Here is an 18,908-nt window from a genome sequence, read left to right as displayed (position 1 = left end):
CGGGGAAAACGGGGAGAATATGCTCGACGACAAAAGCATCCTGGTGACGGGCGGCACCGGCTCGTTCGGACAGCGTTTCGTGCGCACGGTGCTCGAACGCCACCGCCCCCGGCGTCTGGTGATCTTCTCCCGCGACGAGCTCAAGCAATACGAGATGCAACGCGGCCTCGACCACGAGTGCCTGCGCTTCTTCCTCGGCGACGTGCGCGATCGGGCGCGCCTGCAGCAGGCGATGCACGGCATCGATTACGTGGTGCACGCCGCTGCCCTGAAGCAGGTGCCGGCCGCCGAATACAACCCCATGGAGTGCGTGAAGACCAACGTCCACGGGGCGGAGAACGTCATCGACGCGGCCCTGGCCAACGACGTCGAGCGCGTGATCGCCCTGTCCACCGACAAGGCCGCCAACCCGCTCAACCTCTACGGCGCGACCAAGCTCGCTTCGGACAAGCTGTTCGTGGCCGGCAACAACATCGCCGGCGGCCGGCCGACGCGGTTCTCGGTGGTGCGCTACGGCAACGTCGTCGGCTCGCGCGGCTCGGTGGTGCCCTGCTTCCGGAGCCTCCTGGATGAGGGCGCCACCGAGTTGCCGATCACGGACGAGCGCATGACCCGGTTCTGGATCACCCTGCAGCAGGGCGTGGACTTCGTCCTCAAGAGCTTCGAGCGCATGTACGGGGGCGAGACCTTCGTGCCCAAGATCCCCTCCGTACGCATCATCGACGTGGCCCGGGCGATGGCCCCGGACGCCACCACCACGGTGGTCGGGATCCGGCCGGGGGAGAAGCTGCACGAGGTCATGTGCCCGGCGGACGACTCCCACCTGACCCTGGAGTTCCGCGACCACTACGTGATCAAGCCCACGATCAAGTTCCACAACCAGGACATCGACTACGCGACCAACGTGCTGGGCGAGACGGGGACCCCGGTGCCCTTCCAGTTCGAGTACCAATCGGGCACAAACGAGCACTTCCTCGACGTCGACGAGATCCGGCGCGTCAACCATCTCGCCGGCCTATGATCCCGTACGGACGCCAGGAGATCACCGAGGAGGACATTGCCGCGGTCACCGAGGCGCTGCGGGCCGAGCTGATCACCCAGGGCCCGCGGGTCCCGGCCTTCGAGGCGGACCTGGCCGACCGCGTCGGCGCCGCCCACGCGGTCGCCATGAACAGCGCCAGCTCGGCGCTGCACGCCGCCTGCCGCGCGCTGGGGCTCGGTCCCGGCGGTCTCATGTGGACCTCGCCCGTCACCTATGTCGCCTCGCCCAACGCCGCGCGCCTGTGCGGCGCGGACGTGGATTTCGTCGACGTCGATCCCGAGACCCTGAACATGGACCCGGCGGCGCTGGCCGCCAGGCTCGCCGAGGCGCGCGAGCGCGGCCGCCTGCCGGACGTGGTGATGCCGGTGCATTTCGCGGGACGTTCCTGCGACATGCGCGCCATCGGCGCGTTGGCCGAGGAGTACGGCTTCCGCGTGATCGAGGACGCCGCCCACGCCGTCGGCGCTCGCCACGCCGGCGCGCCGGTCGGCGCTTGCATGTTCTCGGACATCACGGTATTCAGCTTCCATCCGGTCAAGATCGTCACCACCGGCGAGGGTGGCGCGGCCACGACCGATGACCCCGAACTGGCGGCGCGGCTGCGGCGGGTCCGGAGCCATGGTGTCACCCGGGACACGGACGACGTTCCCGACGCGCCGGACGGCCCCTGGGCCTACGCCCAGGTGGAACTCGGCGGCAACTACCGCATGACCGAGATGCAGGCCGCCCTCGGGCGCAGCCAACTGCGGCGCCTGACGACTTATGTCGAGCGTCGCAACGCCCTGGCCGAGCGCTATGATCGCGCGCTCGCGCATCTGCCGGTCACGCCGACCCCGCGTCCCGCGCCTCCGGACCTGTCCGCCTGCCATCTCTACGCCGTGCGCCTGGACGCGGAACTCGTCCCGCGCCGGCGCCGGATCTTCGAGGCGATGCGCGCCGCCGGCGTGGGCGTGAACGTGCACTACATCCCCGTGCACACCCAGCCCTATTACCGCGCCCGGGGATTCGCGCCCGGCGATTTCCCCGAGGCCGAGCGCTACTATGCCGGCGCCCTGACCCTGCCGTTGTTCCCGACAATGGCGGAGGCCGATCAGGATCGTGTGGTGGCGGCTCTCGAACGCGCGCTGGACACGGCCTGAGCGCGATGCCGCGGAGGGCCGGGGCATGAGGATCGCGTTCCGCGCCGACGCATCGCGGACCATCGGCAGCGGCCATGTCGCCCGTTGTCTCACGCTGGCGCGGCGGCTCGCCCGCGACGGCCACGACTGTCGCTTCGTCAGCCGCGCCCTGCCCGGCGATCTCATCCGGACCGTCCGGGACGCCGGCTTCCCCGTGACCGTCCTCGACCGCGGCGAAGCCGGCGAGGACGGCGGCCCGGAGGCGATGCTCCCGGACTGGCGGCCCGATGCCGACGGCACGGCCGCGGCCCTGGATGACGGCGTCCCCTGGGATTGGCTGGTGGTCGACCATTATGGCCTGGAGGCACACTGGGAGGATGCCGTGCGGCCATGCAGCGACAACCTCCTGGTCGTCACCGACCTCACCGACCGTGATCACCGCTGCACGGCGTTGCTGGATCAGACCCCGTACCGGCAACCGGCCGACTACGCCGGCCGCGTGAATCCGGACGCGCGCCTGCTGTTGGGGGCGGATCACGCCCTGCTGCGGGACCAGTTCGCGGCGCAACGCGCCCGGCTGGCGCGGCGATTCGACCGGCCGCGAAAGCGGCTGTTGGTCAGCCTCGGCGGCGTCGACCGCGATAACGGAACGGGTGCCATCCTGACCGCCCTGGGTCGGACAGACCTGCCGGCGGAAGCGGACATCACCGTCGTCAAGGGCGGCGGCGCCCCCTGGCTCGACGACGTATGCGAGCGCGCGGCCGCCCTGGGCGGACACTGCCGGGTGCGGGTCGACGTGGCGGACATGGCGGCACTGATGGCCGCGCATGATCTGGCGATCGGCGCGGCGGGCACCACCTCCTGGGAGCGCTGTTGTCTCGGCCTGCCGACGGTGGTGACGACGCTTGCCGCCAACCAGGCCCCGATCGCCCGGGCCCTGGTGCGGGCGGGCGCCGCCATCCACGTCGAAGGACCGCCGCAGATGCCGGCGACCGCCGACCGTGTCGCGCGGGCCGCGCGCCGGCTGCTGGCCGAGCCGGGTACCATGCGCGAAATGAGCGCATGCGGCATGGCGCTCGTCGACGGTCGGGGTGCCGGACGCGTCGCCGCCGCGATGACCGGGGACGGCCCATGGATATAAGCATCCTCTGCAGCAGCCCGGACCATCCCGTGAACGCCTGGCTGGAAGGCTGGATCGCCCGCCGGCGCGAGCATCACGACATCCGCCTCGCGCGCTCGACCCGGGAACTGACGGGTGGCGACCTGCTTTTCCTGGTGTCCTGCGGCGAGCTCGTCGATGCCGCGACGCGGGCCCGGTTCCGGCACGCCCTGGTGCTGCACGCCAGCGACCTGCCGCGCGGCCGGGGCTGGAGTCCGCATGTCTGGTCGATCCTGGAAGGGGCGGAGACGATCACGGTCACGCTGCTGGCGGCCGCCGACGAGCCGGACACCGGCGCCATCTGGGCGCAGCGGCGGATCGACGTGCCGCCGCACGCCCTCCACGACGAGATCGACCGGCGCCTGTTCGAGGCCGAGCTGGCGCTCATGGACGAGGCCCTGTCGCTGGCAGCCGACCCGCGCCCCCGGCCGCAACCGACGGACATCGAACCCACCTACCGCCGTCGGCGCCGCCCCGCGGACAGCGAGCTCGACCCCCACGACACCATCGCGGCGCAATTCGACCGGATGCGGGTGGCGGACCCGGACCGCTACCCGGCCTTCTTTCGGCTGCGCGGCCACGTGTACAAGCTGAGGCTGGAGAAACTGGATCATGATCCCGGAGATTGAGATCGCGGGCCGCCGGATCGGTCCGGACCGGCCGCCCTTCATCGTGGCCGAGCTGTCCGGCAACCACGACGGTTCCCTAGAGCGCGCGCTGCGCATCGTGGACGCGATCGCCGAGGCGGGCGCGGACGCGGTCAAGCTGCAGACCTATACCGCGGACATGCTGACCATCGACAGCCGCCGCGAGGACTTCCTGATCCGCGACTCGGGCACGCCCTGGGAAGGCCGCAACCTGTACGAACTTTACGAACAGGCCCACACCCCGATGGACTGGCACGCCGCCCTGTTCGAGCGCGCCCGGGAACACGGCCTGATCTGCTTCAGCAGCCCCTTCGAGCCGGAGGCGGTGGATTTCCTGGAAGGACTCGACTGCCCCGCCTACAAGATCGCCTCCTTCGAGAACAATCATCTCGAGCTGATCCGCCACGCGGCGGCTACCGGCAAGCCGGTGCTGATTTCCTCCGGCTTGTCCGACGTCGCCACGCTGGACGAAGCAGTGGCGGCCGTGCATGCGGCGGGCGGGGATTCCCCCCTGCTGTTCAAGTGCACCAGCAGCTACCCCGGCGATCCCCGGGACAGCCATCTGCGGACCGTGCCGCACATGCGGGACCTGTTCGGCTGTCAGGTCGGCCTGTCCGACCACACGCCGGGAATCGGCGTACCCGTGGCGGCGGTGGCGCACGGGGCGGTGGCGATCGAGAAGCACGTCACCCTGGACCGCGCGGCGGGCGGCGTCGACGCGGCTTTCTCCCTGGAGCCGGCCGAACTCGCCGCGCTGGTCACGGAGACCCGCCGGGCCTGGGAGGCCGGCGGCGGCGTGCGCTACGAGCCGACCGACGCCGAGGCCGGCGCCCGGCGCTTCAAGCGCTCGCTCTACGTGGTCCGCGACCTGCGCCGGGGCGACACCCTGACGCGCGAGAACTTGCGGGTGATCCGGCCGGGATACGGCCTGGCGCCGCGCCATCTCGACGCGGTACTCGGCATGTCGGTCAACGCGGACATCGAACGCGGCACGCCCCTGTCCTGGGATCTGCTCCGGCCCGACACATAAAAAAACCCCCGCCCGAAGGCGGGGGTCGTTTCCGGGCCGGAATGGCCGGACGGCTTTACATCATGCCGCCCATGCCACCCATGCCGCCCATGTCGGGCGCGCCGCCGCCCTTGTCGTCCTCCTCCGGCACCTCGGCTACGGCGGCCTCGGTGGTCAGGAGCAGCGAAGACACGGACGCGGCGTTCTGCAGCGCGGTGCGGGACACCTTGGTCGGGTCCAGGATGCCCATCTTCACCATGTCGCCGTACTCGCCGGAGGCGGCGTTGTAGCCGTAGTTGCCGTCCTTGGACAGCACCTCGTTGACCACCACGGACGCCTCGGCACCGCTGTTGAAGACGATCTGGCGCAGGGGCTCCTGGATCGCCCGGCGCAGGATGCGGATGCCCGCGTCCTGGTCGGTATTGTCGCCCTTGAGCTTCTCCAGCGCCTTGAGCGTGCGCAGCAGGGCCACGCCGCCGCCGGGGACGATACCCTCTTCCACCGCGGCGCGGGTGGCGTGCAGGGCGTCCTCGACGCGCGCCTTCTTCTCCTTCATCTCGGTCTCGGTGGCCGCGCCCACGCGGATCACGGCGACACCGCCGGCCAGCTTGGCCACGCGCTCCTGCAGCTTCTCCTTGTCGTAGTCCGAGGTGGATTCCTCGATCTGCGCACGGATCTGCTTGATGCGCGCCTCGATGGCGTCGTTGGAGCCGGCGCCGTCGATGATGGTGGTGTCTTCCTTGCCGACCTGGACCTTCTTGGCCTCGCCGAGATCGTCGATGGTGGCCTTCTCCAGGCTCATGCCGAGCTCCTCGGAGATCACGCGACCGCCGGTGAGCACCGCCATGTCCTCGAGCATGGCCTTGCGGCGATCACCGAAGCCGGGCGCCTTGGCCGCGGCCACCTTGACGATGCCGCGCATGTTGTTCACCACCAGGGTCGCCAGGGCCTCGCCCTCGATGTCCTCGGAGATGATCATCAGCGGGCGGTTGGCCTTGGCCACGCTCTCCAGCAGCGGCAGCAGGTCGCGGATGTTGGAGATCTTCTTGTCGTGCAGGAGGATGAAGGGATTCTCCAGTTCCGCCTGCATGGTCTGGTTGTCGGTCACGAAGTACGGGCTGAGGTAGCCGCGGTCGAACTGCATGCCCTCGACGACGTCGAGCTCGTTATGCAGGCCGGAGCCCTCCTCGACCGTGATCACGCCTTCCTTGCCGACCTTGTTCATGGCGTCGGCGATGATCTTGCCGATCTCCTGGTCGGAGTTGGCGGAGATCGCACCCACCTGAGCGATCGACTTCTCGTCGTCGCACGGCTTGGACAGCTTCGCCAGCTCGTCGACGGCGGCCTCCACGGCCTTGTCGATGCCGCGCTTGAGGTCCATCGGGTTGAGACCGGCGGACACCGCCTTGATGCCCTCCTTGACGATGGACTGGGCGAGCACGGTGGCGGTCGTGGTGCCGTCGCCGGCCACGTCCGAGGTCTTGGAGGCGACCTCCTTGACCATCTGCACACCCATGTTCTCGAACTTGTCCTCGAGCTCGATCTCCTTGGCGACCGAGACGCCGTCCTTGGTCACCGTGGGCGAGCCGAAGGACTTCTCCAGGACCACGTTGCGGCCCTTGGGACCCAACGTCACCTTGACCGCGTTGGCCAGCGTGTTGACGCCCTTCAGCAGCTTTTGCCGGGCGTCGTCGCCGAAACGCACTTCTTTAGCAGCCATTGCCACTTACCCCTTGCTTAACCGTTGATTCGTTGGAAGAAATCGTCACGCACAAAAAAGCGGCGCCGAGTTACTTCTCGAGCACCGCCAGGATGTCTTCCTCGCGCATGACCAGCACTTCCTCCTCGTCGACCTTGACCTCGGTGCCGGAAAACTTGCCGAACAGCACCTTGTCGCCGACCTTGACGTCGAGCGCGCGGGTCTCGCCGTTATCGAGGATCTTGCCGTTGCCCACGGCGACGACCTCGCCCTTCTGCGGCTTCTCCGCCGCGGTGTCCGGGATGACGATCCCGCCGGAGGTCTTCTGCTCCTCTTCGAGCCGCTTGATCACGACGCGATCGTGTAGAGGACGGATATTCATGCCACCCTTCTCCTCGTTAGCCGAATGTTCAGTGGTCCCAAAACCGATGACGCCCTGCGTGGCAAGGCGCTGCCCGCTTGTTAGCACTCGTCGCGAGCGAGTGCTAATCATAGGGGCGAGCCAGGGTGAATCAAGGGCCGGTCCGAAATTTTTTTCGCGGGCCCGGAATCCTTGTCGCTGCGGGGGTTACGTCTTAGTTTATCCGCACAGGCATGCACGCCGGCGAGCGCCGGCCCGAACCGGAGCGAATCATGGCCACCGATCTGCCCCGTCGCGTCGCCGTGGTCGGCGGCGCCCGCATCCCCTTCTGCCGGGCGAACACGGCCTATACCGGCCTGTCCAACCAGGACATGCTGACCGGCGCCCTGTCGGCCCTGGTCCGCAAGTACGACCTGGCCGGCCGGCGCATCGGCGAGGTCGCCGCCGGCGCGGTGCTCAAACATTCACGTGACTTCAATCTCACCCGGGAATCGGTGCTGGGCTGCGGCCTGGACCCGCACACGCCGGCCTTCGACGCCCAACAGGCCTGCGGCACCAGCCTCGAGACCACCATCCTGCTGGCCAACAAGATCGCCATGGGCCAGATCGACACCGCCATCGCCGCCGGCGTCGACACCACCTCGGACGCCCCCATCGCCCTCAACGACGGCCTGCGCCGCATCCTGCTCGACGCCAACCGCGCCCGCGGCGCCGCCGACCGACTGAAGGCACTGGCCCGCATCCGCCCGAAGCACCTGATCCCGGACTACCCGGGCACGGGCGAACCGCGCACCGGCCTGTCCATGGGCGAGCACTGCGAGCTCATGGCCAAGGAATGGGGCATCACCCAGGCGGCCCAGGACGAGTTGGCCTACGCCAGCCACATGAACGGGGCCCGGGCCTACGAGGAGGGCTTCTACGACGACCTCGTGTTCCCGTTCCACGGCGTCGACCGCGACAACAACCTGCGTCCCGACTCCAGCCTGGAGAAACTGACCAAGCTCCGGCCCGCCTTCGACAAGGAGCACGGCACGCTGACCGCGGGCAACTCCACGCCCCTGACCGACGGCGCCGCCGCGGTCTACCTGGTGTCGGAGGACTACGCGAAGCGGCACGATCTGCCCGTGCAGGCCTATGTCACGCCCTATTCCCAGACCGCGGCCGTGGACTTCGTGGACGCCGGCGAGGGTCTGCTGATGGCGCCGACCTACGCGGTGGCGCGGATGCTGGACCTGGCCGGCCTGACCCTCCAGGATTTCGATTTCTACGAGATCCACGAAGCCTTCGCCGCCCAGGTGCTGTGCACGCTGGAAGCCTGGGAATCCGAACGCTATTGCAAGGAGGCCCTCGGCCGCGACGCCCCGCTCGGCGCCATCGACCGCGACAAGCTCAACGTCAAGGGATCGAGCGTGGCGCTGGGGCATCCCTTCGCCGCCACCGGCGCCCGGATCGTCGCCACCCTGGCCAAGCTGCTGGACGCCAACGGCGGCGGCCGGGGACTGATCTCGGTCTGCGCGGCGGGCGGCCAGGGCGTGACCGCGATACTCGAACGCTGATCAGCCGCCGGCCCGGGCGGCGACCTCGTCCTGCAGGGAACACCAGGCCGCCAGCACCGAATCCAACGCGATCGGGCCGGGGCGCCAGTCGGCGAGCGGCACGCCACCCGGCGTGACCTCACGCGCCAACCCGCTTGCCGACAACGGCCCGAAGCGCGACGGATCGGTCGCCTTGAACAGGGTCACGACGGGGCAGCCGACCGCGGCGGCCGCATGCGACGGGCCCGAGTCCAGGGCGACCGCGCCGCGGGCATGCGCCAGCAGCGCCAACAGACGCGTCACGGTCATCTCCGAGGCCACGGCATGCACGCGCGGGGATGCCGCCGAGGCGGCGATCGCCGCGGCCAGGCGTTGTTCCACCGGCGCCCCCACCACCAGGATCCGCGCCCCGGGCCGCGTCTCCAGCAGACGGTCACAGAGCCGTGCCCAATCCTCGATGGGCCAGTGCTTGCGGTTTGAGCCGCGTTCGTAGGAACGGCGGGACATGGTCCGCTTGTTGCCCGGCGCCACTATCACCAGTTCATCGTCCGACCAGCCACGACCGGCCAACCAGGCATCGCGGTCCTCGCGCCAGGCCGGCGCGACCGGGACATGCAGGCGCTCGTCCAGATCCTCGATATCGCCTCGTCCCTCCAGACGCATGCGCACGCGCGAAAGCATGGCCCGGACCTGGTGGCGATAAGCCGGGTCCACCGGCATATCCTGGAACCCCAGTACCCGCCCGGACGCAACACCCGCCCGGCGCAACAGCTCGGCGGTCTTGGCGTCGCCCTCGAGATTAAGGAGCAGCCGTTGCCGGCGTACCGCCAACCAGCGGACCATGGCCTGCTGGTCGCGGTTGAACAGGAAGGGCACCCGCTTGCTGTGCAACTGGCAGATCTCGCCCACATCCGGGTGCGGTTCCAGGATCGGCAGCGACCAGGGGCCTCGCGCGGCAAAATCCGCCGGCGCACCGAAGTGGCGGGCGAGATAACGGAAGACCGGCGTCAACATCAGGGTATCCCCGAAGGCGCCAAAGCGGATCACGACTGGTGGCTGCATCACGTGCGAATCGACGTCTCCGGGCGTCCGGCGGCGCTTAACCTAACATAACCGCGGTCGGACACCGCCGCGGCGGGCGCTTCGCGGCTCCGGGCACGGCGGGTTACCCTGCCGGGGTGACCGATCTCACCGCGCAATTGTATACCGTCGTCGGCGCCATCAACGGCGCGGTGTTCTCCGTGCCCGTGCTCTGCGTGCTGGTAGCGGCGGGCGTGCTGTTCACCGTCTGGACCGGCTTTGGGCAGCTACGCGCGCTGACCCACGGCATCGCCCTCACCCTGGGCCGTTACGATACCGGCACGGGGCCCGGCGCCATCAGTCATTTCCAGGCGGTCTCGGCCGCGCTGTCCGCCACCGTCGGGCTGGGCAACATCGCCGGCGTGGCCCTGGCGGTGGAGTTCGGCGGCCCCGGCGCGGTGTTCTGGATGTGGGTGGTCGGCCTGGTGGGCATGGCCGTGAAAATGGTCGAGGTCACCCTGGCGATGCTGTATCGCAACGTCGACGATCCCGACAATCCGCACGGCGGCGCCATGTGGGTGGCCCGGCGCGGTCTCGCCGAACTGCGCCCGGGACTGGCGCGGGCCGGCAAGTGGGTCGGCGGCATTTTCTGCCTCGCCCTGATCACCAACGCGGTCACCGCCAACGCGATCTTCCAATCCTGGAACGTGGCCGACACCACCCGCAGCTATTTCGGCGTGGAACCGGTGATCACCGGCGCGGTCCTGGCCGTGCTGGTGGGACTGGTGACCCTGGGCGGCGTGCGCCGGATCGGCCGGGTCGCGGGCATCCTGGTGCCGTTCATGGCCCTGCTCTACGTCGCCGCCGGCCTCGTGGTGCTGGCGATGAACGCCGAGGTCGTGCCCGCGATGCTGCGGCTGATCGTGACCAGCGCCTTCGCGCCCACCGAGGCCGGCCAGGCATTCGTCGGCGCGAGCGTGGCCACCGCCTTCATCTGGGGCCTGAAGCGCGCCCTGTTCTCCAGCGAGGCCGGCCTGGGCACCGCTCCCATCGCCCACAGCGCCGTGAAGACCCCGGAACCGGTCACCGAGGGCATCGTCGCCGGGCTGGAGCCATTCGTAGACACGCTGGTGGTCTGCACCATCACCGCGCTGGTGATCCTGTCCAGCGGCGTCTGGGACCGGCCGCCGGAAGGCGAACTGCCCCGGGACACCGCCTTGACGGCGACCGCGGAGGCGCACTGGGGCCTCCCGGACACACCGGTGCCCGACGACATGCGTACGGCCTGGGCCGAGGACGACCGGCTGTTCGTCCTGGTGGCGACCGGCGAGGGGCGCCAACGCCTGTTCGGCGATGTCGTCCACCGCGACGGCCAGCGCGTGATCGCCTGGGAGAACGTGGTCGCCGACGTCCGACCGGCCCTGGTGGGCAACGGCGTCTACGCCGACTACACCGGCTCCACCCTGACCGCCCACGCCTTCGACAGCGCCGCCGCCGGCCTCGGCAAATGGCTGATCACGCTGGCGATCTGGATGTTCGCGCTGTCCACCATGATCACCTGGAGCTATTACGGCGAGCAGGGCGTGATCTATCTCGGGGGCGAACGCTGGGTCACGGGCTACCGCTTGATGTTCTGTGCCCTGATCGTGGTGGGTTGTGCCGGTCTCATCGAGGGCGCCCGCCAGCTCGATCAGATCGGGGTACTGGGGGTGGCCTTCATGCTCTGTATCAACCTGCCGCTGACCCTGGTCCTGGCGCACAAGGCGATCACCGCCTATCGCGACTACCTGCGACGACTCGATTCCGGCGAGCTGCACGGACTGCGCAATCCCGGGCGCTTCCGTTAGACTCGACCGCTTGTTCCAAGCTCCACGGGGGAACCGTCCATGGCGCGACGCGAGCACTGGGGGACGCGTTTCGGCTTCATCATGGCCACGGCCGGCTCCGCGGTCGGTCTCGGCAATGTCTGGAAATTCCCGTACATGGCCGGCGAGGAGGGCGGCGGCGCCTTCCTGATTCTCTACCTCGGCTTCATCCTGGTCTTCGGCCTGTCGCTGATGCTCGCCGAGCTTCTGATCGGGCGCAGCACCCAGAAGAATCCGGTCGGCGCGTTCCGCGAGCTTGCCGGCGGCCTCTGGCCCCTGGCGGGCATGCTGGGCATCATCACGGCGTTCCTGGTGCTGTCCTATTACATCGTGGTGGCCGGCTGGACCCTGGCCTATATCGCCCTGAGCGCGGAGGGCGCGATCCACAGCACCGACGGCGAAACCGTGCGCACCGTGTTCCAGGATTTCGTCGGCGATCCCGTGGCGCCCCTGGCCTGCGCGGCCCTGTTCATGACCCTGACGGCGATCGTGGTGGCCGGCGGCATCGGCGCCGGTATCGAGCGCACCTCCAAGTTGTTCATGCCCCTGCTATTCGTGCTGCTGCTGATCCTGGTGGTGCGCGCGGTGACCCTGCCGGGCGCCGGCGAGGGTATCGCCTTCTACCTGCGTCCCGACTGGAGCAAGGTCGGTCCCGACACCTTCGTCGGCGCCATCGGCCAGGCCTTCTTCTCGCTGTCACTGGGCCTGGGCGCGCTGATCACCTACGGCTCGTACATGACCCGTGACGACAACCTGGCCGCGGACGCCGGCATGATCACCGGCCTCGACACCCTGATCGCCTTCCTCGCCGGCCTGGTGATCCTGCCGGCGGTGTTCGCCGCCGGCGTCGCCCCCGACCAGGGCCCGGCGCTGACCTTCATCACCCTCCCGACGGTCTTCGCTCAGATGCCGGCGGGGCAGATCTTCAGCACCCTCTTTTTCGTGCTGCTGGCGATCGCCGCGCTCACCTCGGCGGTTTCCCTGCTGGAGGTGATCGTCACGTACATCAAGGACGAGCACGGCCTGCGTCGCCACAGCGCCACACTGCTCGCGGCGGTCATCACCTCCGCGCTGGCGGTGCCCTCGGCCCTATCGATGGGGCTCTGGTCCGGCTTCACCGTCAACGGCCAGGACTTCCTGACCTTCGCCGACACCCTGGCCACCTCGGTGCTCATGCCCGGCGGCGCCTTCGTGACCGCCCTGTTCGTGGGCTGGAAGCTCGGACCCAAGGCCATTTCCGCCCTGACGCAGGACGGCCGACACCCGATACCGGGCACCGGCCTGTGGCTGTTCATGCTCCGATTCGTGTGTCCGCTCGGCATCCTCTGGATCGCCCTCAACGGCCTCGGCGTGGTCTGAGCCCATGGAAACCGTCTTCGGCATCCTGGAGTCGATCAACGCCGTCACCCTGTCGGTGCCGGTCCTGCTGGTGCTGCTCGCGGTGGGCGTGCTGTTCACGGTCTGGAGCGGCTTCCTGCAGTACCGGGCGCTGACCCACGGCTTCGGACTGCTCACCGGCCGCTGGACCGCGCCGGGCGGCCCCGGCGTGCTCAGCCACTTCTCCGCCCTGTCGGCGGCGCTGGCGGCCACCGTCGGCCTGGGCAACATCGCCGGCGTGGCGATCGCGGTCGAGATCGGCGGCCCCGGCGCGGTGTTCTGGATGTGGGTGGTGGGCTTCGTGGGCATGGCGATCAAGGCCACGGAAGTGCTGCTGGCGGTGATCTACCGCGATGTCTCCGATCCGGCCAACCCCCACGGCGGCACCATGTGGGTCGCCAAGCGGGGGCTCGCCGAGCTGTCGCCCCGGCTGGCCCGCACCGGCACGGTGGTGGGCGGCGCTTTCAGCGTGGCACTGCTCACCTACGCCTTCTTCGCCGGCAACATGTTCCAGTCCTGGAGCGTGGGCGACACCACGCGCGAATACTTCGGCGTCGCGCCCTGGCTCACCGGTCTGGTCCTGGCCGCGGCCGTGGGCGTGGTGATCATCGGCGGCATCCGGCGCATCGGCGCGCTGGCGGCGCGGCTGGTCCCGATCATGGGCAGCATCTACGTACTGGCGGGGCTGTGGGTGCTCTACATGAATGCCGACGAGCTGCCCGGCACCTTCGCCCTGATCCTGACCAGCGCCTTCTCGCCGGCGGACGCCGGCGGTGCCTTCCTCGGCGCCGGCCTGGCCACCGCCTTCATCTTCGGCATGAAGCGCGCCCTGTTCTCCAGCGAGGCGGGGCTGGGCAGCGCCCCGATCGCCCATGCCGCCGTGCGCACCCGCGAGCCGGTCACGGAAGGCATCGTCGCGGGACTGGAGCCCTTCATCGATACCCTGGTGGTCTGCACCGTGACCGCCCTGGTGATCCTGGTCAGCGGCGTCTGGGACCGCGGCCCCTCGGCCGCCTGGGAGGAGCCGCCCGCGTTCGAGCAGACCGACAGCGGCTGGATCCCCGGTACCGACACGCCGCCCGTCTGGGAGGACGGCGGCTGGCACGCCGGCGACTCGGTGTTCGTCGTGGTCGCCGGCGACGACGGGCGCGAGCGCCTCTACGGCCGCATCGAGCCGGGCAACGCGGGGCCGCGCATCCAGTGGACGCCCCTGCCCCTGGACGGCGAGCCGCGCCTGGTCGAGGACGGCCTGTTCGCCGACTACACCGCCTCCACCCTCACCGCCAAGGCGTTCGACTCGGCGGCCGACGGCCTCGGCCAATGGATGGTGACCCTCACCATCTGGCTGTTCGCCATCTCCACCATGATCACCTGGAGCTATTACGGCGAGCAGGCGATCACCTACCTGTTCGGGCAACGCTGGATACCGCCCTACCGCGCGGTCTACTGCGGCCTGATCGTGCTCGCCTGCACGGGGCTGATCCAGACCACGCGCGAGCTGGACACCCTCAGCACCGTCGGGGTGGGCCTGATGCTGATCATCAACCTGCCGCTGATGGTGATCCTCGGGCACAAGGCCATGGGGGCGTACAAGGATTACGTCGGGCGACTGGAACGGGGCGACATCCACCCGTGAGGGCCGGCTCCTGTAAAATACCGCGGCAATGACGGTACCCAACGAACGCGACGCCCCCCTGGGCGTGCTCCTGACCAACCTGGGCACGCCGGAGTCGCCCGAACCGGGGGATGTGCGGCGCTATCTCGCCGAATTCCTCGGCGACCCCCGCGTGGTCGAGGCGCCGCGCTGGCTGTGGCTGCCCCTGCTCTACGGCGTGATCCTGACGACGCGGCCGAAGAAGTCCGCCGAGGCCTACGCCAAGATCTGGTGGGACAGCGGCTCGCCGCTGCTGGTGATCGCCCGCCGGCAGTGCGAGGCCCTGCAACAACGGCTGGATGCCGACCTGTCGCGGCCGGTACACGTGGCACTCGCCATGCGCTATGGCCGGCCCTCGCTCGCCCAGGGCCTGGAAGAGCTGCGCGACGCCGGCGCCGAGCGCATCCTGCTGCTGCCGATGTACCCGCAATACTCGGCCACCACCACCGCGACCACGTTCGACCGGGTGACCGAGATCATGCGGCGCTGGCGCAGCCAGCCGGCGCTGCGCACGGTGACCCACTACCACGACGAGCCCGCCTATATCCGCGCCCTCGCGGATTCCGTGCGCCGGCACTGGGACACGCACGGCCGCGGCGAGCGCCTGATGCTCTCCTACCACGGCATCCCCAAGCGTTACGTCAAGAACGGCGACCCCTACCCGCGCGACTGCGGCATCACCGCCCAGCTCCTGGCCGCCGAGCTGGGCCTGAGCCGCGGCGAATGGAAGGTCTGTTTCCAGAGCCGGTTCGGCCGCGAGCCCTGGCTGCAACCGTACACGGACAAGACCCTGGAGGCCTGGGGCCGCGACGGCGTGCGCAGCGTGGACGTGCTCTGCCCGGGCTTCTCCGCGGACTGCCTGGAGACCCTGGAGGAGATCGCCATCGGCAACCGCGAACTGTTCGAGGAAAACGGCGGCGAACGCTTGAGCTATATCCCGGCCCTCAACGACGACCCGGCGCACATCGATATGCTGGCCGGGATCGTCACGCGCGAGCTGGGCGGCTGGTTGTAGGCTCTCGCCGTCGCCCGGCAGGGCGTTCCCCGTTTCGTTTTTCGGACTTCGCCACGAGCGTCGTCGCCGCGACTTGACGCGCCGAACACGAAACACGAAACATGCAATCCGACACAGCAAGGATCTCTCATGGAAGCGTTCACCCAATTGCTCGCTGACTACGGCCTGTTCCTGGCCAAGACGGTAACCGCCGTGGTCGCGATCGGCGTCGTGGTCGCCTGGGTCGCGGCCTCAGTTCAGCAACTGCGGCGCCAGGCCGGGGAAGGGTTGGAGGTGACCCACGTCAACGACCGCCTGGAGCGCATGGCCGATACCCTCCACGGCCACCTGCTCGACAAGCGCGAGCGCAAGGCGCGGGCCAAGCGTCGCAAGGCCGAGGAGAAACAGCGCGCCAAGGCCGCCAAGCTGGGCAAGCCGCGGCAGGCCTCGCGTCTGTTCGTGGTGGACTTCGACGGTGATATCCGGGCCTCGGCGGTAACCAACCTGCGCGAGGAGATCACCGCGATCCTGCAGGTGGCCGAGCCCGACGACGAGGTCCTGCTGCGCCTGGAATCCGCGGGCGGCCTGGTGCACAGCTACGGCCTGGCGGCCTCGCAGCTCCGGCGCCTGCGGGAATCCGGGATCAGGCTGACCGCCGCGGTCGACCGGCTCGCCGCCAGCGGCGGCTACATGATGGCCTGCGTGGCCGACCGCATCGTCGCCGCCCCCTTCGCCATCATCGGCTCCATCGGCGTGGTCGGGCAGCTCCCGAACTTCAACCGCCTGCTCAAGGACAAGCACATCGACTTCGAGATGCACACCGCCGGCGACCACAAACGCACCCTCACCCTGTTCGGCGAGAACACCGACGAGGGGCGGGCCAAGTTCCGCGAGGAGCTCGAGGCCACCCACGGCCTGTTCAAGCAGTTCGTGGCCGACAACCGCGCCGAGGTCGACATCGACCGCGTCGCCACCGGCGAGCACTGGCACGGCACCCAGGCCCTGGAGCTGAAGCTGGTCGACGAGATCAAGACCAGCGACGACCTGATGCTGGCCGCGGCGGCCGACAAGCGCGCCGTGTACCGGGTGCATTACAAGACCAAGCCCGGCGTCATGGAACGGCTGGGGGAACGTGCCGCCGCCGGCATCCGCCGCGCGGCCGACGGCTGGCTGTGGCGCTGAGACCCGCGACGGCGCCGCGCGGCGTCGCTAGACGAGGTGCGGACGCGTCGTTAAGGTCGGGTTCGGATTTGCAACGGAGGTGGCCATGAAGCTGACGACCACGGCATTCGCGGACGGCGGGGTCATTCCCGACCAGTATGCCTTCGCGGTGCCCGATCCCCAGACCCACGTGCGTTTCTCGGACAACCGCAATCCCGAGTTGAGCTGGGACGACCTACCGGACGGCACGCGCTCGCTGGTCCTGATCTGCGTCGACCCGGACGCGCCCAGCAAGCCCGACGACGTCAACCAGGACGATCGCGAGATCCCCTCGGACCTGGCGCGCGTGGACTTCTACCACTGGGTGATGGTCGATATCGACCCGTCCCTGGGCAAGATCGCGGAGGGCGCCTGCGCCAGCGAGGTCACGCCCCACGGCAAGGCCAATCCGCCGGGACCGGCGGGCGCCCGCCAGGGGCTGAACAATTACACCGAGTGGTTCGCCGGCGACGCCGACCTGGGCGGCACCTACTACGGTTACGACGGCCCGGCCCCGCCCTGGAACGACTCCATCCCGCACCGCTACCGGTTCCGACTGCTGGCGACGGACCTGGAACGCTGCCCGGTAGAAGGCGACTTCACCGCCGACGACGTCCTCGCCGCCGTTTCCGGACACGTCCTGGACGAGGCCAGTGTCACCGGCACCTACACCCTGAACCCGAGGCTCCGCTGAGCCATCGCCGGCCGTGCGGAGCCGCGCGATGAAACTCACGCGCGGCTCCGCGGTCACAAGGCGACGTACCGGCCCGCACGCCGCGGGTCCGTTTTCATCGGAGACAAAGGAAACCGTGCGATGACCAGAGTTACCGTGCGTGCCGCGGGGGCGCTTGTCGCGGCCCTGCTCTTCGCCCAGGCCGCGAGCGCCGCCCTGCCCGCCGGCCTTCTATCCGGCAACGACGAGCCCACGCTGGCGCCGATGCTGGAAGACGTGCTGCCGGCGGTGGTCAATGTCGTGGTCACCGGCAAGGCCCAGACCCTGCCCGACCACCCGTTGTTCCAGGACCCCTTCTTCCGGCGCTTCTTCGACATGCCCGAACAGCAGCAGCAACGGCCCCAGGCCGCGGGCTCGGGCGTGATCATCGACGCCGACAAGGGTCTGATCCTGACCAACCACCACGTGATCGACAAGGCCGAGGAGGTCACGGTCCGCCTCAAGGACGACCGCGAGTTCCCGGCGGAGCTGGTCGGTGCCGACCCGGAATCCGACATCGCGGTGCTCAAGATCGACGCCGACGGCCTCCGGGACATCCCGGTCGCCGACTCCGACAAGCTCCGGGTGGGCGACTTCGTGCTCGCCGTGGGCAACCCCTTCGGCCTCCGACAGACGGTGACCTCGGGCATCGTCAGCGGTCTCGGCCGTCACGGTCTGGGCAAGCGCTACGAGGACTTCATCCAGACCGACGCCTCCATCAACCCCGGCAACTCCGGCGGCGCCCTGGTCAACCTCAAGGGCGAGCTGGTCGGCATCAACACCGCCATCCTCTCGCAGTCCGGCGGCAACATCGGTATCGGCTTCGCCATCCCGACCAATCTCGCCACCACGGTGATGCAGCAGATCGTGAAGCACGGCGAGGTCCGCCGCGGCCGCCTCGGCGTAGTCGGCCAGGACCTGACCAACGAGCTGGCCAAGGCCTTCGATCTCGACGTCAACGACGGTGTCGTCATCGCCCAGGTGGTCCCCGATTCGCCGGCGGACAAGGCGGGGCTGCGCGAGCGCGACGTGATCGTCGCGGTCAACGGCAGCGAGATCGGCGACTTTTCCGAACTGGCCAACGCCATCGGCCTGCGCCAGCCGGGCGAGAAGGTCAAGATCACCTACATCCGCGACGGCGAGCGCCGGACGGTGACCGCCACCCTCGCCCAAATGGAGGACGAGGAGATGGCCGCGGCCGCGGGCGAGGGCGGCGGTTCGGGCGACCTGTTCGCGGGCCTCGCCGGCGCCCAGTTCGCGCCCGTGCCGGAGAATCATCCGCTGGCCGGCAAGATCCAGGGCGTGGCCGTCACCCAAGTGGCGCCCGGCAGCCGCGCGGCACGCGCGGGCCTGCGCCCGGGCGATATCATCACCTCCGTGAACCGCGAGCCCGTGAAGAGCCTGGAGGCCTTCCGAGAGGCCGCCGGCGCCGACCAGAAACAGCTCCTGCTGCACGTGCGCCGCGGCCGCGGGGCGCTGTTCATCCTCGTACGCTAGGCAGGATCAACCACAGAGG

16 protein-coding genes are annotated in these 18,908 nt (G+C 69.3%); 13 read left to right on the top strand and 3 right to left on the bottom strand.

Annotated elements, in window-relative coordinates:
- Positions 1-19: 19 nt before the first annotated feature.
- Genes pseB through pseI form a run of 5 tightly spaced genes read left to right on the top strand, consistent with a single transcriptional unit; the run spans position 20 to position 4,996 of the window.
- A complete protein-coding gene (gene pseB / locus PC39_RS04000; RefSeq protein WP_353252082.1) occupies positions 20-1,021 on the top strand; it encodes a UDP-N-acetylglucosamine 4,6-dehydratase (inverting) in 1,002 nt (333 codons plus the stop codon).
- Entirely contained in the window at positions 1,018-2,181 is a 1,164-nt protein-coding gene (gene pseC, locus PC39_RS03995) for a UDP-4-amino-4,6-dideoxy-N-acetyl-beta-L-altrosamine transaminase (RefSeq protein WP_353252081.1), read from the top strand. Before pseB ends, pseC begins: the two co-directional genes overlap by 4 nt.
- Before the next feature lie 25 nt (positions 2,182-2,206).
- A complete protein-coding gene (gene pseG, locus PC39_RS03990; RefSeq protein ID WP_353252080.1) occupies positions 2,207-3,301 on the top strand; it encodes a UDP-2,4-diacetamido-2,4,6-trideoxy-beta-L-altropyranose hydrolase in 1,095 nt (364 codons plus the stop codon).
- The gene (locus PC39_RS03985) at positions 3,292-3,948 is read left to right on the top strand and encodes a formyltransferase family protein (RefSeq protein WP_353252079.1); all 657 of its coding nucleotides are present in this window, start codon (positions 3,292-3,294) and stop codon (positions 3,946-3,948) included. The genes pseG and PC39_RS03985 overlap by 10 nt, the downstream gene beginning before the upstream one ends.
- Positions 3,932-4,996 (top strand): pseudaminic acid synthase, encoded by a 1,065-nt coding sequence (gene pseI / locus PC39_RS03980; protein ID WP_353252078.1) that lies wholly within the window; start codon positions 3,932-3,934, stop codon positions 4,994-4,996. The genes PC39_RS03985 and pseI overlap by 17 nt, the downstream gene beginning before the upstream one ends.
- 55 nt (positions 4,997-5,051) lie before the next feature.
- Here the strand turns inward: pseI and groL are convergent, their stop codons facing one another.
- Both groL and groES read right to left on the bottom strand, forming a co-directional pair.
- Complete coding sequence (groL, locus tag PC39_RS03975; RefSeq protein ID WP_353252077.1) at positions 5,052-6,695, bottom strand: chaperonin GroEL; 1,644 nt, start codon at positions 6,693-6,695, stop codon at positions 5,052-5,054.
- A gap of 70 nt (positions 6,696-6,765) precedes the next feature.
- Positions 6,766-7,056 carry a co-chaperone GroES gene (gene groES / locus PC39_RS03970; protein ID WP_353252076.1) on the bottom strand — a complete coding sequence of 97 codons (291 nt, stop codon included), beginning with the start codon at positions 7,054-7,056 and terminating at the stop codon, positions 6,766-6,768.
- 251 nt (positions 7,057-7,307) lie between these two features.
- Between groES and PC39_RS03965 the strand changes: the two genes are divergently transcribed.
- Positions 7,308-8,591: an acetyl-CoA C-acetyltransferase gene (locus PC39_RS03965; RefSeq protein ID WP_353252075.1), complete on the top strand. Its 1,284-nt coding sequence runs from the start codon at positions 7,308-7,310 to the stop codon at positions 8,589-8,591.
- Here PC39_RS03965 and PC39_RS03960 read toward each other — a convergent pair whose 3' ends face one another.
- Entirely contained in the window at positions 8,592-9,632 is a 1,041-nt protein-coding gene (locus PC39_RS03960; RefSeq protein ID WP_353252074.1) for a glycosyltransferase family 9 protein, read from the bottom strand.
- A gap of 116 nt (positions 9,633-9,748) precedes the next feature.
- On the opposite strand from PC39_RS03960, the gene PC39_RS03955 reads away from it, so the two are divergent.
- The 7 genes from PC39_RS03955 to PC39_RS03925 all read left to right on the top strand — a co-directional run bounded on the left by PC39_RS03955 (position 9,749) and on the right by PC39_RS03925 (position 18,889).
- Complete coding sequence (locus PC39_RS03955) at positions 9,749-11,437, top strand: alanine/glycine:cation symporter family protein (protein ID WP_353252073.1); 1,689 nt, start codon at positions 9,749-9,751, stop codon at positions 11,435-11,437.
- 39 nt (positions 11,438-11,476) lie between these two features.
- A complete protein-coding gene (locus PC39_RS03950; protein ID WP_353252072.1) occupies positions 11,477-12,814 on the top strand; it encodes a sodium-dependent transporter in 1,338 nt (445 codons plus the stop codon).
- A 4-nt stretch (positions 12,815-12,818) separates the two neighbouring features.
- Entirely contained in the window at positions 12,819-14,468 is a 1,650-nt protein-coding gene (locus tag PC39_RS03945) for an alanine/glycine:cation symporter family protein (RefSeq protein WP_353252071.1), read from the top strand.
- A gap of 28 nt (positions 14,469-14,496) precedes the next feature.
- Positions 14,497-15,501 (top strand): ferrochelatase, encoded by a 1,005-nt coding sequence (gene hemH / locus PC39_RS03940; protein ID WP_353252070.1) that lies wholly within the window; start codon positions 14,497-14,499, stop codon positions 15,499-15,501.
- A gap of 129 nt (positions 15,502-15,630) precedes the next feature.
- Entirely contained in the window at positions 15,631-16,662 is a 1,032-nt protein-coding gene (gene sohB, locus PC39_RS03935) for a protease SohB (protein ID WP_353252069.1), read from the top strand.
- Positions 16,663-16,747: 85 nt separating this feature from the next.
- Positions 16,748-17,374, top strand: a complete 627-nt coding sequence (locus tag PC39_RS03930) for a YbhB/YbcL family Raf kinase inhibitor-like protein (RefSeq protein WP_353252068.1) — start codon at positions 16,748-16,750, stop codon at positions 17,372-17,374.
- 120 nt (positions 17,375-17,494) lie between these two features.
- The gene (locus tag PC39_RS03925; RefSeq protein WP_353252067.1) at positions 17,495-18,889 is read left to right on the top strand and encodes a DegQ family serine endoprotease; all 1,395 of its coding nucleotides are present in this window, start codon (positions 17,495-17,497) and stop codon (positions 18,887-18,889) included.
- The last annotated feature ends 19 nt before the right edge of the window (positions 18,890-18,908 follow it).

Origin of the sequence: Salinisphaera sp. PC39 (assembly GCF_040361335.1) — a bacterium.
Lineage (GTDB): Bacteria > Pseudomonadota > Gammaproteobacteria > Nevskiales > Salinisphaeraceae > APNM01.
Note: the sequence above shows the minus strand (reverse complement) of the source record. Positions and strands in the feature narration are given on the sequence as shown.